Genomic DNA, 18,166 nt, shown 5'->3' on the forward strand with positions numbered 1-18,166 from the left:
TCGCCGATGAGTTCGGGGCGGGGCCCCGGTCTACCCCCCGAACGCGACGGACGTACCGCGCACGACCCCGACGGGAGAGGCCCGCATGTACCAGCAGATGATCTTCGTGAACCTGCCCGTGAACGACCTGGACGCCTCGAAGAAGTTCTTCACCGAACTCGGCTACACGATCAACCCGCAGTTCAGCGACGAGAAGGCGGCCTCCGTGGTGATCAGCGACACCATCGTCGCGATGCTGCTGACCAAGCCGTTCTACGCGACCTTCACCAAGAAGGAGATCGCCGACGCGACGACGACCAGCGAGGTGCTGATCTGTCTGAGCGCCGAGAGCCGCGAGAAGGTGGACGAGCTGGTCGACAAGGCCGTCGCGGCGGGCGGCACGGCGAGCGGCGAGACCCAGGACCACGGCTTCATGTACGGCCGCGCCTTCGACGACCTCGACGGCCACACCTGGGAGGTCGTGTGGATGGACCCGGCCGCCGTCCAGGGCTGACCCCCGCGACCCGAACGTCCGTGCCAGCATGGGCGGGTGCAACCGACACCCGCCCAGCCGCCCCGTGCCGCCCACGACCGCGAGATCGAGTCCCTCGCCGAGTTCGACGAGGTGGTCGCCGAGCACGGCTCGCTCGCCCGGTTCCGTGTACAGGCCGTCGATCTGACGGACCGTACCGATGTCCTGCTCCGCCTCGACACCACGGGCGCCGTCTTCCTCGGCTGCTCGATGACCCCCGAGGCCGCCACCCGGGTCGGGGCCGCCGGGGCCCTGGTGTTCCCGCCCATACCGGGGCTCCCGTTCGACCCGTACCGCGCCTTCGCCTACACGCCCGACGAGTTGTTCGAGTCGCTGGAAGCGGGGTACGAGGCGACGCCGGACGCGCGGGCCTACGCCTGGTTCCAGCGGACGAGGGCCGACGGTGACGTCTTCGCCTCGATGCTCCGCGCGGTCCACGACGACGCCGTCTCCGACGCCCTCGACGAACTCCTCGTCGGGACCCGGGTGGTGGGCGTCATGGGCGGCCACGCGATGGCGCGCGGGACCGACGCGTACGCCGGTGCCGCCCGGCTCGGCCGCGCGCTGACCCGCGCCGGGTTCACGGTCGCCACCGGCGGCGGACCGGGCGCGATGGAGGCGGCCAACCTCGGCGCGTACGCCGCCCCGTTCGCCGACGGCATGCTGGACGACGCGCTCCGGCTGCTCGCCAAGGCGCCCTCGTTCCGGCCGTCGGTCACCGACTGGGCGCGCACCGCGTTCGAGGTGCGCGAACGCTGGCCGGACGGCGGGGCCTCGGTGGGCATCCCCACCTGGTTCTACGGCCACGAGCCACCGAACGCCTTCGCCGCGCACATCGCCAAGTACTTCGCCAACGCCACCCGCGAGGACGGCCTGCTGGCCCGCTCCACCGCCGGGGTGGTGTTCCTGCCGGGTGCCGCCGGGACCGTCCAGGAGATCTTCGACAACGCGACGCCCAACTACTACGAGTCGCGCGGTGAGCCGACCCCGATGGTGCTGGTGGACAGCGGGCACTGGACGCGGGAGCTGCCCGCCTGGCCGCTGCTGCGATCGCTGGCCCGGGACAGGGCGATGGAGTCCCGTATCGCCCTTGTCGACCGGATCGAGCAGGCTCCGGAGGCGATCAAACGCCTGGGTGGTTAATAAGAGGGCAAAGTCAACGGCCGTTGACGGCCGACGCGTTGACACTACTTACGGAGCGCTTATAAACCTGAGCCTCCGGGGACACAGGGGCCTCACCTCATCCGTCGCCCCAACTCCCCTCCCACCCCCCGCAATTGCTCTCTGTAAAGGACAAACGTTGTCCATGACTCGCCGTAGCGTACGCCGTTCCGTGCGCGTGCTGGGTGTCGCCTCCGGATCGGCGGCCCTGGTACTGGGCCTGGCCGGCTCCGCTCTCGCGTGCAACATCAAGGACTTCTCCGCCGAAGCCAAGTGCGACGGCGACAAGGGCGTCATCGTCGTCACCGACACGGACGCCTCCGCCAAGGACGCCACCGTCACCGTCTTCCTCAAGGGCGCCGGCGGCGTCGAGACCAGGATCGGCGAGCAGCCGGTCAAGGGGTCGAAGGAGGGCGCCCGGATCACCTTCGCGGAGGACTGGAAGCCCAGCGCCACCTACCGGATCCACGTCAAGGCCGACCAGGCCGTCGACGAGGACATCCAGCCGGACCTCGTGACCCCGGCCACCGCCTGCACGACCGAGAGCCGGACCCCGACGCCCTCGGCCAGCACCACCCCGTCGCCGTCCCCGTCCCCGTCCACGTCCAGCTCCGCCCCGGCCGAGCCGGCCAGCCCGGTCCCGTCGGCCTCGCAGTCGAGCACCGCCCCGGCGGGCACCTCCGAGAACGCGCCGTCCCCGGCGGTCGGCGACTCCAACCTCGCGGAGACCGGTGCGAGCTCCAACACCGGCCTGATCGCCGGGGTCGCGGCACTCCTGGTCGTCGTCGGCGGCGGCGCGGTCTGGTTCGGCATGCGCCGCCGGGGGGCGAGCCGCAACGGCTGAGCCGCCGGGGCGTGCCGTCACGGCCGAACCCGCACCGTCCGTCGTGGCGTGCCCCGGCCCGCCTCCCGCCACCGGGGGGCGGGCCGGTGTGCGTCAGCCGAACGAGGTCCGCTCCAGCCAGAACTCCAGCACCTCCCGCTCGCCGAGCACCTCGAGGCCGGGCGCGTCCAGCGGCAGCCGGCGGTAGAAGGCGAGCAGCAGCGGGGTGAGCGGGCCGCGCAGGGCGACCGTGGCCTTCTCGTGCCCGCGCCGCCAGCCGACGCCCTCCTCGCCCAGCTCGACGATCCACTCGGCGTTCAGGCCGGGGTCGGTGTCGGTGGCGTGCAGGTGGATCGAGCGCTGCGGGCCGCGCAGATCCCTCGCCTTGTCGGGCAGGTTGCGCTGCGCCCACTCCACGAGCTGCAGCCACTCGTCCAGCGCGTCCGCCGCGATGTCCGGCGCCACCTCGTAGGGCAGCCCGGCGGCGAGCGCGGCGTCGGCCCGGTGCACGGTGATCTCGCAGGCCATGCGGCGGGCCCAGAAACCGGTGTGCAGCATCCCGGTCCACGCCCACACCTCGGTGTCCGGGCCGGCCTCGCGCAGCGCGCCGACGACCAGTTCGCCGGTGTCGGCGAGCCACTTGTCCAGGGCCGCCGCGTCCCCGCGCTCCTGCGGGCCGGCGCCCAGCGGCACCTGCTCCGGCGGGATGTTCTCCTTGGCCCGGGTGCGCACCAGGGCGTCCACCCAGCGCAGGGCGCCGCCCATGTGGCGCACGAGGTCTTCCAGCGACCAGTCGGGGCAGGTCGGCACGGTCGCGGACAGGTCGGCGCCGGAGGTCACCACGGCTCTCAACTGCTCGACCTGGTGGGCGATTTCGTCGCAGTAACGGTCATGTGTGAGCAAAGGCATGACGTCACCCTACGGGCGGGATGATCAGTCCAGCACGAGGGTTTCGGTCACGTCGAACGCCACGCCGACCGGGGTGCCGGGGTCCGGTGCGTCCCGCAGCGCACAGGCCGCCTCCAGGCGCGGGCCGTCCGCCGGCTGGAGGCGGAGGGCCACATGGGTGCCCTTGAAGGTGCGGGCGGTCACCGTGCAGGGCAGTCCCTGGTCGGCCGGGACCAGCCGGACGCCGGCCGGGCGGACGAGGACCGTGCGCTCGCCCTGCGCGGAGCCGTCCGGCACCGGCAGCTTGCCCCACGGGCTGTCGGCCGCCGTCCCGGCGACGGTCGCCGGGACCAGGTTCTCGAAGCCGAGGAAGCGGGCCACGAACGCGTCGGCGGGCCGCTGCCACACGTCGAGCGGTGTCCCGGACTGCGCGATGCGCCCGTCCCGCATCACCACCACCCGGTCGGCCAGCGCGAACGCCTCGCCCTGGTCGTGGGTGACGGCGAGCACCGTCGTCCCCAGCCGGCCGAACAGCTCCCGCAGCTCGACCACCAGCCGCTCCCTGAGCGAACGGTCGAGCTGGCCGAGCGGCTCGTCCAGCATGAGCAGCCGGGGCCGGGGGGCGAGCGCCCGGGCGAGGGCCACGCGCTGCTGCTCGCCGCCGGACAGCGAGGCCACGGCCCGCCGTGCGGCCCCCGGCAGCCCGACCAGCTCCAGCAACCGGCCGACCTCGGCGTCCCGTTCGCCCTTGGCGACGCCGTGCATGCGCAGCCCGAAGGCGACGTTCGCGCCGACGTCCCGCTGCGGGAACAGCTGGTGGTCCTGGAACATCAGCCCGACGCCCCGCCGGTGCGCGGGTACGCCCGCCTGGTCGCGGCCGTCGAGCAGCACCCGCCCGCCCGCGAGGGGCTGGAGTCCGGCCACGGCCCGCAGCAGGGTCGACTTGCCGCTGCCGCTGGGCCCCAGGACGCACACCACCTCGTGCTCGGCGACGTCCAGGCCGACGGCGTCGAGCACGGCCCGCCCGCCGAAGCGCACGGTCGCGGCGTCCAGGCTGAGCAGCATCTAGAACTCCCCGGTCCGGTCGGTGCGCAGCCGCTCCAGCACGAGCAGCGCGACGGCGCACACCACCATCAGAATCGTCGAAAGGGCCATCGCCTGGCCGTAGTTGAGGTCACCGGGCCGGCTCAGCAGCCGGGCCACGGCGACCGGCAGCGTGGGGTTGTCGGGCCGGGCGATGAACACGGTCGCCCCGAACTCGCCGAGCGACACGGCGAACGCGAACCCGGCCGCGACCAGCAGCGCCCGCCGCACCAGCGGCAGGTCCACCTCCCGCCACACCCGCCAGGGCGAGGCGCCGAGCACGGCCGCCGCCTCCCTGAGCCGGACGTCGACCGCGCGCAGCACGGGCAGCATGGTCCGTACGACGAAGGGGGCGCCCACCAGCGCCTGGGCGAGCGGCACCAGGATCCAGGACTGGCGCAGGTCCAGCGGCGGCTTGTCGAGCGCGATCAGGAAGCCGAAGCCGACGGTCACGGCGGAGACGCCGAGCGGCAGCATCAGCAGCGCGTCGAAGCCCCGTACCAGCCGTCCCGCGTCCCGGCGGGCCAGCGCGGCGGCGGCGAGACCTCCGACCACGACGGCGATGGCGGTGGCGGCGACGGCGTACTCCAGCGAGGTCCACACCGCGTGCACGGGCGCCACCAGGAACGTACCGCCGTCCGTGTCGGCCAGCGCCCGGTAGTAGCCGAGGCCCGGCGCGTCGAGGGAGCGGCGGACGAGCACGGCGAGCGGCAGGACCAGCAGCAGGGCGACGGTGACGAGGACGCCGGCGAGCAGCGCCCACTGGCCGGCGCCGCGCGGGCGCCGGGCGGTGGTCCCCGGGTCCACGAGCCGCAGGGCGGTCTCCCTGCGCCGTACCGTCCAGGCGTGCACGGCGAGGATCGCGCCGACGGCCGCGAACTGGACGAGGGTGAGCACGGCGGCCGTGGACAGGTCGAAGACCTCGGAGGTCTGCCGGTAGATCTCCACTTCGAGGGTGGAGAAGGTGGGTCCGCCGAGGATCTGTACGACGCCGAAGGAGGTGAAGGTGAACAGGAAGACCATCAGGGCGGCGGCGGCCACGGCGGGCGCGAGCGCGGGCAGGGTGACCTTCCGCCAGGCCGTGAGCGGGGAGGCGCCCAGCATCCGCGCGGCCTCCTCCTGCCGGGGGTCGAGCTGGGCCCACAGCCCGCCGACCGTGCGCACGACGACCGCGTAGTTGAAGAAGACGTGGGCCAGCAGGATCGCCCACACCGTGGTGTCCAGCCGTACCCCCCACAGCTGGTCGAGCAGCCCGTGGTGGCCGACCAGGGCCAGGAAGGCGCTGCCGGCGACGACGGTCGGCAGCACGAACGGCACGGTGACGACGGCCCGCAGCAGCTGCCGGCCCGGGAAGTCGAGGCGGGCGACGGCATAGGCGGCGGGCAGGGCGAGCAGCAGGGTGAGCCCGGTGGACGCGAGCGCCTGCCAGGTGGTGAACCACAGCACGTGCCGGAGGTCCGGCTGGGTGACGACGTCCGCGATCCGCCCGAAGTGCCAGGTGCCGTCCGTCCTCAGCCCGCGCGTGACGATCGCGGCCACGGGCCAGGCGAAGAACAGCGCGAAGAACGCGACGGGCAGGGCCATCAGCCCGAGCCGCGCCGCGTTCCCCGCGCGGTTCTTGCGCGGGGCCACGTCGGCTACTTCAGTACGAGCGAGGTCCACGACCTGACCCACTGGTCACGGTTGGCGGCGATCCTGCCGGGGGCCATCGTCTCGGGGTCCTTGGCGGCCGGCCCGTACTTCGTGAAGTCGGCGGGGACGGCGGCCCCCTTCGCGACCGGGTAGACGAACATGTTCAGCGGCATGTCCTCCTGGAACCGCTTGGAGACCAGGAAGTCGATGAACGCCTTGCCGCCCTTGGTGTTCTTCGCGTTGCTCAGCAGCCCGGCGAACTCGATCTGCCGGAAGCAGGTGCCGTACGACACCCCGGTCGGGGCGGTGCCGGGCCGCTTCTTGGCGTAGATCACCTCGGCCGGCGGGGAGGAGGCGTACGACACGACGAGCGGCCGGTCGCCGCCGGCTTTCCTGCCCTCGGACGAGCCGGAGAACTCCTGGTAGTACGCCTGCTCCCAGCCGTCGACGACCTTGACGCCGTTGGCCTTCAGCTTCTTCCAGTAGCCCTGCCAGCCCTCGTCGCCGAACCGCGCGGCGCTGCCCAGCAGGAAGCCGAGGCCCGGGGAGGAGGTGGCCGCGTTCTCGGTGACGAGGAGGTTCTTGTACGCGGGCTTGGCGAGGTCGGCGAAGGACTTCGGCGGGGTCAGCCTGTGCTCGCTGAACCAGGCCTTGTCGTAGTTGACGCAGATGTCGCCGTGGTCGACGGGCGTGACCCGGTGCTCGTCCCGGTCGAGCTGGTACTCGGCGCCGACCGTGCCCAGCCCCTTCGCCTCGTACGGCTGGAAGAGGCCGTTGTCGAGGGCCCGGGACAGCAGGGTGTTGTCGACGCCGAAGAAGACGTCGCCCTGCGGGTTGTCCTTGGTCAGGATCGCCTTGTTGACGGCCTGCCCGGCGTCGCCGTCCTTGAGGACCCTGACCTTGTATCCGGACTGCTTCTCGAAGGCCTTGAGCACGTCCTTGGAGACGGCCCACGAGTCGTGGCTGACCAGGGTCACGGTCCTGGAGTCCGTGGCGCCCCCGGTGTCGGTGGACCCGCACGCGGAGAGCGTGACGAGGCCGAGGCCGACCGCCGCGGCCACGAAGGTCTTGTGGTGCACTGGATGTCCTCCTGGGGTGGGCCAGGAAGAACGCGGCCCCGCCCGGGAACCCGGGCAGGGCACGACAGCTTGAGGTGGTGACCGAACTTCCTACCCAGAATGACCTGGGCGAGGTTCAGAGGGTCTGCGGCCTGGTTGCCGCACTCTCAGCGCTGTGGCGCTCCCCTGTCGGAATATGAAGATATGTGGACGGGGTCAGATTACCGCTCGGTGGCCGCGAGCTGACCGCAGGCCCCGTCGATCTCCTGACCACGGGTGTCCCGGATGGTCACGGGCACCCCGTGGGCCGCGATGGCCTCCACGAACGCCTTCTCGTCCTCCGGCCGCGACGCGGTCCACTTCGAACCCGGCGTCGGGTTCAGCGGGATGAGGTTGACGTGCACGGGCTTGCCCCTGAGCAGCCGGCCGAGCCGGTCCCCCCGCCAGGCCTGGTCGTTGATGTCCCGGATCAGCGCGTACTCGATGGACAGCCGGCGGCCGCTCTTCTCGACGTACTCGAACCCGGCGTCGAGGACCTCGCGCACCTTCCACCGCGTGTTCACGGGGACGAGGGTGTCGCGCAGCTCGTCGTCGGGGGCGTGCAGGGAGATCGCCAGCCGGCACTTGAAGCCCTCGTCGGCGAACCGGTGGATGGCCGGCACCAGGCCGACGGTGGAGACGGTGATCCCGCGCTGCGACAGCCCGAGCCCGTCCGGGGCCGGGTCGGTCAGCGCGCGGATGGCGCCCACGACGCGCTTGTAGTTGGCGAGCGGCTCGCCCATGCCCATGAAGACGATGTTGGACAGCCGCGCGGGTCCGCCCGGCACCTCCCCGTCCCGGAGCGCCCGCATCCCGTCCACGATCTGGTGGACGATCTCGGCGGTGGACAGGTTCCGGTCCAGGCCCGCCTGCCCGGTCGCGCAGAACGGGCAGTTCATGCCGCATCCGGCCTGCGAGCTGATGCACATGGTGACCCGGTCCGGGTACCGCATCAGCACGGACTCGACCAGGGTGCCGTCGAACAGCCGCCACAGCGTCTTGCGCGTGGTCCCCTCGTCGGTGGACAGGTGCCGGACGACGGTCATCAGCTCCGGGAACAGAGCTTCCTGGAGCTTGGCGCGCGAACCGGCGGGGATGTCGGTCCACTGCTCCGGGTCGTGCGCGTACCGCGCGAAGTAGTGCTGCGAGAGCTGCTTGGCACGGAACGGCTTCTCACCGATCTCGGCCACCGCGTCCTTGCGCTCGGCGGGCGTGAGGTCGGCGAGATGCCGCGGCGGCTTCTTGGCTCCGCGCGGCGCGACGAATGTGAGTTCTCCGGGCTTAGGCATGGCGATACCAGTGTCGCAGATCCACTTGGGTGACCTGCGGCCGTGGCTGCGGGACGGCCGCTCTCCGGCTGCCGGGCCCTCGTCGTTCCCGGCCGGCGCCCCAGGGCCCGTGGGCCAGGACGCCGGCCGGGCCTGCCGGTGGTTCAGGCGATGCCGTGCTGGCCGCCCTGGGTGAAGTCGCAGTCGTGGCCGGCGCTGAGGTAGCCGGCGCCGCTGTTGGAGTAGTTGGGCTCCACGCTGCCGCAGGCTCTCACCCACACGTCCGCGCCCTCGGGGATGTTCCAGGGGTGTCTGGTGTCCGTGGTGTTGCATCCGGACGTGTTGCGGACCGTCCGGTAATTCCAGCCGTCTCCGGACTTGTACCACGTCAGCTGGGCCCAGACGGTGTCGCCGTCGCACAGGTTGTCGTGGATGAGGAAATTGTCGCCGTCGGCCACGAAGTACGCGTAGCCGTCACCGTTGCTCGCGTCCGAGACGGGTGAGTTCGTGCCGGCGCTGGCGGTGGTCGCGGCGCCGATGACCAGGCAGGCGGCCGCAGCGGCGACCACCGAGAGGCGACCCCGGGATATTGCCTTCATTTCGCTTGAAGTCCGATCTGGAGGAAATGGAGGAACGGCTGCGTTTTTTTACTTCTCAACCGGCGTATTTACGCAGCGCGTGGTATTCCGCGTACGCTCTCACACGGAAATCGTCGCGATCAAGGGGTGTGCGTGACCCCGGTGAAACCGAGGGGCCGCGTTCCGGTTCGGTTCTCCGGGTGGCGGTCCGGTTCTCCGCGGCCCCGTCCGGGTCCAGTCGTCGCCGTCCGGGTCCAGTCGTCGCCGTCCGGGTCCAGTCGTCGCCGTCCGGGTCTAGTCGTCGCCGTCGTCGCCGCGGCTGCCCCAGCCGCTCTTGCGGCCGCTCTTCCGGGCGCTGCTCACCAGTTCGCCCGCCCCGCGGGTGAGGACCGCGACGACCCGGACCCAGCGGGGCCCGCCGCGCTCCGCCCACACCACGCAGACGCATCCGCCGATGACGAGCGCCAGGACACCGAGCAGTAGAAAGATCATGTTCCCCCCTGTGGTCATGCGTACTGTCGCACAGACCCGGCTCACCACGTCACGGGCAGCGTCCTCGGTCCCCGGATCAGGCCCTGCCGCTGGAACTCGACGCGCTCGGGCGGCACGGCCAGGCGGATGCCGGGGAAGCGGGCGAGGACCGAACCGATCACGACCTCGGCCTCCATCCGGGCCATGACGGCGGCCAGGCAGTGGTGCGGGCCGTGACCGAAGGCCACGTGGGCAGCGCCCTGGCGGTCGAAGTCCAGGGCGTCCGGATCGGGAAAGACCTCGGGGTCGCGGTTGGCGGCGAGATAGGCGTTGTAGACCACGTCACCGGCGCGGATCAGCCGGCCGCCCACCTCCACGTCCTCGGTGGCGATCCGGGGGATGCCGACGCCGTTGCGGTGCGGGACGTAGCGGAACAGCTCCTCCACGGCCTGGGGCAGCAGTTCCGGTTCGCGGCGCAGCCGGTCCAGCTGCGCGGGGTGGGTGAGCAGCGCGTACATCATCGAACCGCTGTTGTTGCGGACCGCGTGACCGCCGCTGACCTGCACGGCGATGGCGAGGGAGACCGCCTCGTCGTCGGTGGTCTCGCCCGCGGCGGCGGCCTGCGCCAGCACTCCGGCGAGGTCGTCGCGGGGTCCCGTACGGCGCTGCCGGAGCAGTTCGGTGATCCGGGCCCGGGTGGTCCGGGCGGCCTCCCGGGCGCGCTCCTCGGAGTCGGCGCCCGCGGACAGCAGGGCCTCGCCCGTCTCGGCCCAGCGGTGCCAGTCCTTCTCGTCCACGCCGAGGAGGTCCCGGATCAGGGCGATCGGGAACGGGCCGTGCAGGTGCTCCATGAGGTCGGCGGGCGCGCCCGCGCGTTCCATCCCGTCGAGCAGCTCGGCGGCCCTGCGCTCGGCGATCGGGCGCAGCCGGCGCATGCTCCGGCCGGTGAACGCGCGGGCGACGACCCGGCGCAGCCGGGTGTGCCGGGGCGGGTCGATGTACTGCAGTCCTGCCGTCCGGGAGGCCACCGGCACCGGGCGCATGGCGGTGACATCGCGGCCGACCACCTGTTCCCGGGAGAAGCGCGGGTCGGAGGTGACGAAGCGGACGTCCTCGTACCGGGTGACGAGCCAGGCGTGCCCCGAGCCGTACGGCAGCCTGATCCGGGCGACCGGCTCCTCGCGCAGCAACTCGTCCAGGAGGGGGTCGGGGTCGAGCGCGGGCAGGTCCTCCACGGGCCAGAACCTCACCGGCGGGGCGGGGGCGGACGCCGGGGACGGCGGGGCGGGGGCGGCGGCTGAGCTGGGGGTGGTGCTTGCGCTGGGCGTGGTGGGGGCCGGATCGAGGGGCATCGGGGGCTCACTCCCTGCTGCGTCACCGGGCGGCGGCCTGCTGCGTCACCGGGCGGCGGCGGAACCGCCGCCCTGTCAGGGAGTCTGCCGCGCCCGCGTCCCGGCCGCCGACTTCTGCTGCGGCATCCGGGGCGACGCGGGACACGACCCCGGGACACGACGACGGTCCCCGCCCTGTGCCCAGGACGGGGACCGTGGTACCGCGGGCGTTGCCGCTCAGGCCGAGCCGACGAAGATCACCATCAGCAGCCACACCACCGGCGCGGTGGGCAGCAGCGAGTCGAGTCGGTCCATGATGCCGCCGTGGCCGGGGAGCAAGGTGCCCATGTCCTTGATGCCCAGATCCCGCTTGATCATGGACTCGCCGAGGTCGCCCAGCGTGGCGCTGGCCGCGACCGCGCAGCCCAGCAGCAGCCCCTGCCACCAGGTGCCGTCGTCGATCAGGAACTGCATGCACAGCGCGCCCGCGGCCATCGCGAACAGCACCGCGCCCAGCAGGCCCTCGCGGGTCTTGCCGGGGCTGATGCGCGGGGCGAGCTTGTGCTTGCCGAAGCGCCAGCCGACCGCGTACGCGCCGGTGTCGCTGACGACCGTCAGGAGCAGGAAGGTGAGAACCCGCCAGGGGCCGTCGTCGGCGGTGAGCATCATCGCGACGAACGTGGCCAGGAAGGGCACGTAGAACGCGGCGAAGACACCGGCCGTGACGTCCTTGAGGTAGCCCTCCGGTGGCTCCGTCATCCGCCAGACCAGCGTGGCCAGGGCCGTCAGCGCCATGGCGACCCACGCGCCCTCGGCTCCGCGCACATAGCCGGCGACGACCATCGCCGCACCGCCGAGCGCGAGCGGCACCAGCGGCGCCTTGATGCCCTTGCGCTCCTGGAGCCTGCTGGTCAGCTCCCACAGGCCGACGACGACGGCGACCGCGATCACCCCGACGAAGACGGCCTTCTCGACGAACAGGGACGCGACGATGACCACACCGAGCCCGACACCGACGCCTATGGCCGCGCTCAGGTCACGGCCCGCGCTCTTCTTCTGCGGCGCTGGCGCCGGCTGCGGGGCGTCGGGCATGGGCTCCGGGTTCTGGGTCTCGGCCGGGAGTTCCCCGGTCTGGAACGTCGCGTCTCGGAACAGCGGGCCGCTCAGCCGCGCGGCCCCCCGGTCGTCGTCCTGGTCTCCGACGAACGCGGGTCCGTCGGGCACGATGGGCATGGGGCGAGTCTGCTGCGCCTCAGGCGCATCGTACGCGGGACCCGCCGGGACGGCGCCCGGGACGGGCTGGGCGGGCCCGCCCACGGCGGACCCCCAGTACCCGGCCTGGCCCGCCGCCGGCGGCGCCCCCCAGGAAGAGTCGCTCATCAGACTTCGAGCAGCTCCGCTTCCTTGTGCTTGAGGAGCTCGTCCACCTGGGCGACGTACTTCGCCGTGGTGTCGTCCAGCTCCTTCTCCGCACGACGGCCCTCGTCCTCGCCGACCTCGCCGTCCTTGATCAGCTTGTCGATGGCGTCCTTGGCCTTGCGGCGCACGGAGCGGATGGACACCTTGGCGTCCTCGCCCTTGCCCTTGGCGACCTTGATGTACTCGCGGCGGCGCTCCTCGGTCAGCTCGGGGAACACCACCCGGATGATGTTGCCGTCGTTGCTGGGGTTGACGCCCAGGTCGGAGTCGCGGATCGCCTGCTCGATGTTGCGCAGCGCGCTCTTGTCGAACGGGGTCACGACCGCCATGCGCGGCTCCGGCACGGAGAACGAGGCCAGCTGGTTGATCGGCGTCGGGGCACCGTAGTAGTCGGCCACGATCTTGTTGAACATCGCCGGGTGCGCACGCCCGGTGCGGATCGCGGCGAAGTCCTCCTTGGCGACCACGACGGCCTTCTCCATCTTCTCCTCGGCTTCGAGGAGGGTCTCTTCGATCACCACTTGCTCCTGCGTGTCTTGAGTAAGGCCCGGCTGCGGTTCCTGAAGTCGGTCGGCGGCCGGCTGCGTCGCGTCTTCTTCCTGCACGGTTCCCGACCGGCAGGACATTGTCCATCCCCCGGCCAGGGCGCGTCCCGTCCGTCCCTCGGACAGGTGGCTTTCCCCGGACGACGGGGGCGTACGCCGGTCAGTCCCGGCTGTCCTCGTCACCCACCAGGGTGCCGATCTTCTCACCCTTGACGGCGCGGGCGATATTGCCCTCCGCGAGCAGCTCGAAGACGAGGATCGGGAGCTTGTTGTCGCGGCACAGCGTGATGGCGGTGGCGTCGGCGACCTTCAGGTCGCGGGTGATGACCTCGCCGTAGCCGAGGGCGTCGAACTTGACGGCGTCGGGGTTGGTCTTGGGGTCGGAGTCGTAGACCCCGTCCACGCCGTTCTTGCCCATGAGCAGCGCCTCGGCGTCGATCTCCAGGGCGCGCTGGGCGGCGGTGGTGTCGGTGGAGAAGTACGGCATGCCCATACCGGCGCCGAAGATGACCACGCGGCCCTTCTCCAGGTGGCGCACGGCGCGCAGCGGGATGTACGGCTCGGCGACCTGGCCCATGGTGATGGCGGTCTGCACGCGGGACTGGATGCCCTCCTTCTCCAGGAAGTCCTGGAGGGCGAGGCAGTTCATCACGGTGCCGAGCATGCCCATGTAGTCGGAGCGGGCGCGGTCCATGCCGCGCTGCTGGAGTTCGGCGCCGCGGAAGAAGTTGCCGCCGCCGATGACGACCGCGATCTGGGCGCCGTCGCGCACGACGGCCGCGATCTCGCGGGCGATCTTGTGCACCACGTCCGGGTCGACGCCCAGGCCCCCGCCACCGGAGAACGCCTCTCCGGACAGCTTCAGCAGAAACCGGCCGCGTACTTTGCCGTCGTCGCTCTTCTGGGCCTTGGTGGTCATGGGGATCCCAACTCTTTCACGTGTTGCACATACGAAGAAGGCCATTGCCGATGGGGTTGCTTTTCGCTCCCATACGCGGCAATGGCCTCCTCGTCAGATCTGCTGCCGTCCGCCTCACGCCGGGGTGTGGCGGTGTGCGCGGACGACTGCTGTCGACCCTATCGAGAATTCCCGCCGGGTCGCGCGTCGATCGCGGTACGGACTCAGATGCCGACCTTGATGCGCGAGAAGCGCTTCAGGGTGACACCGGCCTCGTCCAGCACCTTCTGGACCGACTTCTTGTTGTCCAGCGCGTACGGCTGGCCGAGCAGCGTGGCGTCCTTGAAGAAGCCGTTCAGACGACCCTCGACGATCTTCGCGATCGCGGCCTCGGGCTTGCCCTCGGCGCGGGTGGTCTCCTCGGCGATGCGGCGCTCGGACTCGACGACGTCGGCCGGCACGTCCTCCTTGGAGAGGTACTTCGGCGCGAAGGCGGCGATGTGCTGGGCGACGCCCTTGGCGACCTCGACGTTCGGCTTGTCCAGCTCGACCAGGACACCGATCTGCGGGGGCAGGTCGGGCATGGTGCGGTGCATGTAGGCGGTGACGTAGCCGTCGGCGAACTGCGCGAAGCGGTCCAGGACGATCTTCTCACCGAGGTTGGCGTTGGCCTCGTCCACGAACGCCTGGACGGTCTTGCCGGCCTCGATCTCGGAGGCGAGCAGGGCCTGGATGTCGGCCGGGTTCGTCTTGGCGACGTGCTCGGCGATGGCCTTGGCCACGGCCTGGAACTTCTCGCCCTTGGCGACGAAGTCCGTCTCGCACTTCAGCTCGACCAGGACACCGGAGGAGTTGTCGTCGGCGATGATGGAGACCACGGCGCCGTTCTCGGCGGAGCGGCCCTCGCGCTTGGCGACGCCCTTCTGGCCCTTGATGCGCAGCGCCTCGACGGCCTTGTCGACGTTGCCCTCGGCCTCGTCCAGCGCCTTCTTGCAGTCCATCATGCCGGCGCCGGTCAGCTCACGGAGCTTCTTGACGTCGGCGGCGGTGTAGTTCGCCATGAGTCTGTGAGTCTTTCTCGAAGTCTGGAAGATCTTCAGATCCGCACGGTTGCGATCCACATGTAGTCGCGGACCGTGTACCTCGTGCCGACCTGCGGGTGAACGGCGGGGGCGGAGTGGATGTCACCGCCCCCGCCGTCGAACGCTGACGGACCGGCGTCAGGCCTGCTCGCCCTCGGCGGCCTTCTCGCCCTCGGCCGGAGCGGCCTCGGCAGCCGGAGCCTCGGCGGCCGGAGCCTCGGCAGCCGGAGCCTCGGCGGCCGGAGCAGCCTCGTCGGCCTTCTTCTCACCCTCGAGCAGGTCGCGCTCCCACTCGGCGAGCGGCTCGCCCGCGGCCTTCTCACCCTTGTCGCCGGTGGCGACGCCGGAGCGGGCGATGAGGCCCTCGGCGACGGCGTCGGCGATCACACGGGTGAGCAGGGTGACGGAGCGGATCGCGTCGTCGTTGCCCGGGATCTTGTAGTCGACCTCGTCGGGGTCGCAGTTGGTGTCGAGGATCGCGACGACCGGAATGTTCAGCTTCCGGGCCTCACCAACGGCGATGTGCTCCTTCTTGGTGTCCACGATCCAGACGGCGCTGGGCACCTTCTGCATCTCGCGGATACCGCCGAGGGTCTTCTCCAGCTTGGCCTTCTCGCGGGAGAGGACCAGCAGCTCCTTCTTGGTCAGACCGGAGGACGCGACGTCCTCGAAGTCGATCTGCTCCAGCTCCTTCAGGCGCTGCAGACGCTTGTAGACGGTCGAGAAGTTGGTGAGCATGCCGCCCAGCCAGCGCTGGTTGACGTAGGGCATGCCGACGCGGGTGGCCTGCTCGGCGATGGCCTCCTGCGCCTGCTTCTTCGTGCCGACGAACATGACCGTGCCGCCGTGGGCGACGGTCTCCTTGACGAACTCGTAGGCGCGGTCGATGTACGACAGCGACTGGAGCAGGTCGATGATGTAGATGCCGTTGCGCTCGGTGAAGATGAAGCGCTTCATCTTCGGGTTCCAGCGACGGGTCTGGTGACCGAAGTGGACGCCGCTCTCCAGCAGCTCCCGCATCGTGACGACGGCCATGGCCGTATCTCCTTGGTGTTCTCGGTTGTGCCGCGTCCGCCGGACGGCGGTCGCGCCTGACGCCCGCGATGCGCCGTGCCGCGAAGGACCGAGGGGCGCTTGGTACGAACCCTTGCCGGGAGCCGTACCGGGGCGTGCGAAGTCGACCCGGTGACCCGGATCGCCAGAAGAAGTGTACGGGACCGGCGAGGCACCGGGTGACGCAGCTGTCCACAACCGGCGAGTAGTCCACAGGGTCCGGCCATGATCGGCGGGGCTGCGGGACGGTGTCGGCATGCGACACGTGATGCTCCGAACGACCCTGCTGCTGGTCGCGGCGGCTACGGCACTGACTCCGGCGGCCCGGGCGGGCACCCCGCCTCCTGCCCCGCCTCAGGCTCCGCAGCCCCGGGTCCCCGCCCTCGCCCGCGCCTGGCCCGTGGGGCTGCGCCCACCGGTCCTGCGCGGCTGGGAACCGCCGGCGACGGTGTACGGCCCCGGGCACCGGGGTGTCGACCTCGCCGCCCCGCCCGGCGCCGGGGTGCGGGCGGTCGCGGCCGGCCGGGTGCTGTTCGCGGGGCGGGTGGCCGGGCGGGGCGTGGTCTCGCTGGAGCTGGGGGGAACGGACCTGCGGACCACGTACGAGCCCGTGCGGGCCGCGGTGCGGAAGGGGGACGAGGTGGCGGCGGGTGAGGTGGTGGGGGTGGTGGAGCCGACCGGCTCCCACTGCGGGCCCAGGGCGTGCGTGCACTGGGGCCTGCTGCGGGGCGGGACCTATCTGAACCCCTTGTCCCTGCTGCCACCGTGGCTGCTGGCCAGGGGACCGTCGAGGCTGCTACCGGTCGTGCCGTGACCGCCCCCTGACCGCCCGCGGCCCCGGCAGGGCTCGGGTCAGCCCTTCACACCCCGCAGGGCCATGGCCACGGCCGCGTCCGTCACCACCGTGGGATCCTCGGCGGCCCCCAGCTCGATACGCCGGACCGCCGCGTCCACCACCCCCTGCAGCAGCATCGCCGCCAGCCGGGGCTGCCCGTGCCCCATCTCCGCAAGCGCCTCGACGATCATCGCGACCAGTCCCCCGTGGGCGGCCCGGATCTTCTCCCGCGCCCCGGCGTCCAGCTCGCTCGCGGAGATCGCGACGACCGCCCGGTGCCGCCGGTCCCCGACCAGCGCCAGCTGCTGCCGCACATACGCCTCGACCTTGCCCTCGGCCGACTCGGCGCGCTCCATCGCCGCCGCGACCTCCGCCGCCCACACCGGGAAGTCGACCTCGCACAGCTCCTCGACCACGGCGGCCCGGGACCGGAAGTACTCGTACACGGACGACCGCGCCAGCCCCGTCCGCTCGGCCAGCGCCGGAAAGGTCAGTGCGTCCGTCCCGCCCTCGGAGAGCAGGGACCGAGCCGCGTCCAGCAGAGCGGCGCGCTGCATCGACCGGTGTTCGGCCACGGAGGCCGCTCGAATCCTTGGCACGCCGACCACTGTACGGACGCACCGCCCCGGAAGGGAGGAGTCAGCGCCCGAAGCTCGCCAGCTTGGCCCGCAGCTGGAGCACCGACTTGGTGTGGATCTGGCTGACCCGGCTCTCGGTGACGCCGAGCACGTTGCCGATCTCGGCGAGGGTCAGGCCCTCGTAGTAGTACAGGGTGACCACGGTCTTCTCCCGCTCGGGCAGCGTGTTGATCGCCCGCGCCAGGAACCGCCGCAGCTCCCGGTCCTCGGCCACCTCCACGGGGTTGTCGGCGGCGGTGTCCTCCAGCGTGTCCATCAGGCTGAGCCGGTCCCCGCCCTCGCCGCCGACGTGCAGCAGCTCCTCCAGGGCGACCACGTTGGCCAGCGACAACTGGCTGAAGACCGCGTGGAGTTCGTCCACCTCCATGTCCAGCTCCGCGGCCACCTCCCCCTCCGTGGGCGTCCGCCGCAGCCGCGCCTCCAGGGTGGCGTAGGCACGCTCGACGTTCCGCGCCTTCTGCCGGACCGAGCGGGGGATCCAGTCCAGCGCCCGCAGCTCGTCGATCATCGCGCCGCGGATCCGGGTGATCGCGTACGTCTCGAACTTGATCTCCCGGTCGATGTCGAACTTCTCGATCGCGTCGATCAGCCCGAACACCCCGGAGGAGACGAAGTCGGCCTGCTCCACGTTGGGCGGCAGCCCGACGCTCACCCGGCCCGCCACGTACTTGACCAGCGGCGAGTAGTGCAGGATCAGCTGCTCCCGCAGCCGGTCGTCCCCCGTCGCCTTGTACGACCGCCACAGCTCGTCGAGCGTCGAGGGTGCGGGCGGCCGCACGCTGCCGCCGTCGCGGGCGGCTGGGGGGATCGCCGCCCGGTCGGACCCGGAGGTGTGCTGGGGCATTCGTCGCCT

The 18,166-nt window shown here is 71.6% G+C and carries 19 protein-coding genes; 4 read left to right on the top strand and 15 right to left on the bottom strand.

Going from position 1 to position 18,166, the window contains the following annotated elements; all coding sequences use genetic code 11:
• The first annotated feature begins 85 nt into the window (after positions 1–85).
• The 3 genes from IEZ20_RS29290 to IEZ20_RS29300 all read left to right on the top strand — a co-directional run bounded on the left by IEZ20_RS29290 (position 86) and on the right by IEZ20_RS29300 (position 2,516).
• A complete protein-coding gene (locus tag IEZ20_RS29290) occupies positions 86–493 on the top strand; it encodes a VOC family protein (RefSeq protein WP_189304214.1) in 408 nt (135 codons plus the stop codon).
• A gap of 36 nt (positions 494–529) precedes the next feature.
• Positions 530–1,654 (top strand): LOG family protein, encoded by a 1,125-nt coding sequence (locus IEZ20_RS29295; RefSeq protein ID WP_189304216.1) that lies wholly within the window; start codon positions 530–532, stop codon positions 1,652–1,654.
• Positions 1,655–1,817: 163 nt separating this feature from the next.
• The gene (locus IEZ20_RS29300) at positions 1,818–2,516 is read left to right on the top strand and encodes an LAETG motif-containing sortase-dependent surface protein (protein WP_189304218.1); all 699 of its coding nucleotides are present in this window, start codon (positions 1,818–1,820) and stop codon (positions 2,514–2,516) included.
• 93 nt (positions 2,517–2,609) lie between these two features.
• On the opposite strand, the gene IEZ20_RS29305 is transcribed toward IEZ20_RS29300, so the two are convergent.
• The 13 genes from IEZ20_RS29305 to rpsB all read right to left on the bottom strand — a co-directional run bounded on the left by IEZ20_RS29305 (position 2,610) and on the right by rpsB (position 15,822).
• Complete coding sequence (locus IEZ20_RS29305; protein WP_189304220.1) at positions 2,610–3,404, bottom strand: maleylpyruvate isomerase family mycothiol-dependent enzyme; 795 nt, start codon at positions 3,402–3,404, stop codon at positions 2,610–2,612.
• Positions 3,405–3,428: 24 nt separating this feature from the next.
• A complete protein-coding gene (locus tag IEZ20_RS29310) occupies positions 3,429–4,448 on the bottom strand; it encodes an ABC transporter ATP-binding protein (protein WP_189304221.1) in 1,020 nt (339 codons plus the stop codon).
• A complete protein-coding gene (locus IEZ20_RS29315; protein WP_189304371.1) occupies positions 4,449–6,050 on the bottom strand; it encodes an ABC transporter permease in 1,602 nt (533 codons plus the stop codon).
• A 53-nt stretch (positions 6,051–6,103) separates the two neighbouring features.
• On the bottom strand, positions 6,104–7,177 hold the full coding sequence (locus IEZ20_RS29320; RefSeq protein ID WP_189304223.1) for a thiamine ABC transporter substrate-binding protein: 1,074 nt from the start codon (positions 7,175–7,177) through the stop codon (positions 6,104–6,106).
• Between the two features lie 200 nt (positions 7,178–7,377).
• Complete coding sequence (rlmN, locus tag IEZ20_RS29325; RefSeq protein ID WP_189304225.1) at positions 7,378–8,484, bottom strand: dual-specificity RNA methyltransferase RlmN; 1,107 nt, start codon at positions 8,482–8,484, stop codon at positions 7,378–7,380.
• A gap of 143 nt (positions 8,485–8,627) precedes the next feature.
• Positions 8,628–9,062 (bottom strand): hypothetical protein, encoded by a 435-nt coding sequence (locus IEZ20_RS29330; protein ID WP_189304227.1) that lies wholly within the window; start codon positions 9,060–9,062, stop codon positions 8,628–8,630.
• Between the two features lie 273 nt (positions 9,063–9,335).
• Positions 9,336–9,533, bottom strand: a complete 198-nt coding sequence (locus IEZ20_RS29335) for a hypothetical protein (protein WP_189304229.1) — start codon at positions 9,531–9,533, stop codon at positions 9,336–9,338.
• A gap of 41 nt (positions 9,534–9,574) precedes the next feature.
• Positions 9,575–10,864, bottom strand: a complete 1,290-nt coding sequence (locus tag IEZ20_RS29340) for a cytochrome P450 (RefSeq protein ID WP_189304231.1) — start codon at positions 10,862–10,864, stop codon at positions 9,575–9,577.
• 216 nt (positions 10,865–11,080) lie between these two features.
• Positions 11,081–12,223 carry a phosphatidate cytidylyltransferase gene (locus IEZ20_RS29345; RefSeq protein ID WP_189304233.1) on the bottom strand — a complete coding sequence of 381 codons (1,143 nt, stop codon included), beginning with the start codon at positions 12,221–12,223 and terminating at the stop codon, positions 11,081–11,083.
• Positions 12,223–12,780, bottom strand: coding sequence for a ribosome recycling factor (gene frr / locus IEZ20_RS29350; RefSeq protein ID WP_014675285.1), 558 nt, complete (start codon positions 12,778–12,780; stop codon positions 12,223–12,225). Before frr ends, IEZ20_RS29345 begins: the two co-directional genes overlap by 1 nt.
• 187 nt (positions 12,781–12,967) lie before the next feature.
• Positions 12,968–13,726: a UMP kinase gene (gene pyrH / locus IEZ20_RS29355; protein ID WP_189304235.1), complete on the bottom strand. Its 759-nt coding sequence runs from the start codon at positions 13,724–13,726 to the stop codon at positions 12,968–12,970.
• A gap of 203 nt (positions 13,727–13,929) precedes the next feature.
• Positions 13,930–14,766 (bottom strand): translation elongation factor Ts, encoded by an 837-nt coding sequence (gene tsf, locus IEZ20_RS29360; RefSeq protein WP_189304237.1) that lies wholly within the window; start codon positions 14,764–14,766, stop codon positions 13,930–13,932.
• A 159-nt stretch (positions 14,767–14,925) separates the two neighbouring features.
• Positions 14,926–15,822 carry a 30S ribosomal protein S2 gene (gene rpsB, locus IEZ20_RS29365; protein WP_189304239.1) on the bottom strand — a complete coding sequence of 299 codons (897 nt, stop codon included), beginning with the start codon at positions 15,820–15,822 and terminating at the stop codon, positions 14,926–14,928.
• A 274-nt stretch (positions 15,823–16,096) separates the two neighbouring features.
• On the opposite strand from rpsB, the gene IEZ20_RS29370 reads away from it, so the two are divergent.
• Entirely contained in the window at positions 16,097–16,654 is a 558-nt protein-coding gene (locus IEZ20_RS29370) for a M23 family metallopeptidase (protein WP_229896305.1), read from the top strand.
• Positions 16,655–16,692: 38 nt separating this feature from the next.
• Here the strand turns inward: IEZ20_RS29370 and IEZ20_RS29375 are convergent, their stop codons facing one another.
• Positions 16,693–17,250 (bottom strand): TetR/AcrR family transcriptional regulator, encoded by a 558-nt coding sequence (locus IEZ20_RS29375; RefSeq protein WP_189304375.1) that lies wholly within the window; start codon positions 17,248–17,250, stop codon positions 16,693–16,695.
• A 64-nt stretch (positions 17,251–17,314) separates the two neighbouring features.
• Positions 17,315–18,157: an RNA polymerase sigma factor WhiG gene (whiG, locus tag IEZ20_RS29380; protein ID WP_103811160.1), complete on the bottom strand. Its 843-nt coding sequence runs from the start codon at positions 18,155–18,157 to the stop codon at positions 17,315–17,317.
• Positions 18,158–18,166: the final 9 nt, after the last annotated feature.

Origin of the sequence: Streptomyces cinerochromogenes (genome assembly GCF_014648635.1) — a bacterium.
GTDB lineage: Bacteria > Actinomycetota > Actinomycetes > Streptomycetales > Streptomycetaceae > Streptomyces > Streptomyces cinerochromogenes.

Coding starts and splice junctions, on each gene's coding strand:
- IEZ20_RS29310 (WP_189304221.1), bottom strand. CDS start 4,448: ATGCTGCTCAGCCTGGACGCCGCGACCGTGCGCTTCGGCGGGCGGGCC.
- IEZ20_RS29345 (WP_189304233.1), bottom strand. CDS start 12,223: ATGAGCGACTCTTCCTGGGGGGCGCCGCCGGCGGCGGGCCAGGCCGGG.
- IEZ20_RS29335 (WP_189304229.1), bottom strand. CDS start 9,533: ATGATCTTTCTACTGCTCGGTGTCCTGGCGCTCGTCATCGGCGGATGC.
- tsf (WP_189304237.1), bottom strand. CDS start 14,766: ATGGCGAACTACACCGCCGCCGACGTCAAGAAGCTCCGTGAGCTGACC.
- rpsB (WP_189304239.1), bottom strand. CDS start 15,822: ATGGCCGTCGTCACGATGCGGGAGCTGCTGGAGAGCGGCGTCCACTTC.
- rlmN (WP_189304225.1), bottom strand. CDS start 8,484: ATGCCTAAGCCCGGAGAACTCACATTCGTCGCGCCGCGCGGAGCCAAG.
- whiG (WP_103811160.1), bottom strand. CDS start 18,157: ATGCCCCAGCACACCTCCGGGTCCGACCGGGCGGCGATCCCCCCAGCC.
- IEZ20_RS29290 (WP_189304214.1), top strand. CDS start 86: ATGTACCAGCAGATGATCTTCGTGAACCTGCCCGTGAACGACCTGGAC.
- IEZ20_RS29330 (WP_189304227.1), bottom strand. CDS start 9,062: ATGAAGGCAATATCCCGGGGTCGCCTCTCGGTGGTCGCCGCTGCGGCC.
- IEZ20_RS29315 (WP_189304371.1), bottom strand. CDS start 6,050: ATGGCCCTGCCCGTCGCGTTCTTCGCGCTGTTCTTCGCCTGGCCCGTG.
- IEZ20_RS29370 (WP_229896305.1), top strand. CDS start 16,097: ATGCGACACGTGATGCTCCGAACGACCCTGCTGCTGGTCGCGGCGGCT.
- IEZ20_RS29305 (WP_189304220.1), bottom strand. CDS start 3,404: ATGCCTTTGCTCACACATGACCGTTACTGCGACGAAATCGCCCACCAG.
- IEZ20_RS29300 (WP_189304218.1), top strand. CDS start 1,818: ATGACTCGCCGTAGCGTACGCCGTTCCGTGCGCGTGCTGGGTGTCGCC.
- IEZ20_RS29340 (WP_189304231.1), bottom strand. CDS start 10,864: ATGCCCCTCGATCCGGCCCCCACCACGCCCAGCGCAAGCACCACCCCC.
- pyrH (WP_189304235.1), bottom strand. CDS start 13,726: ATGACCACCAAGGCCCAGAAGAGCGACGACGGCAAAGTACGCGGCCGG.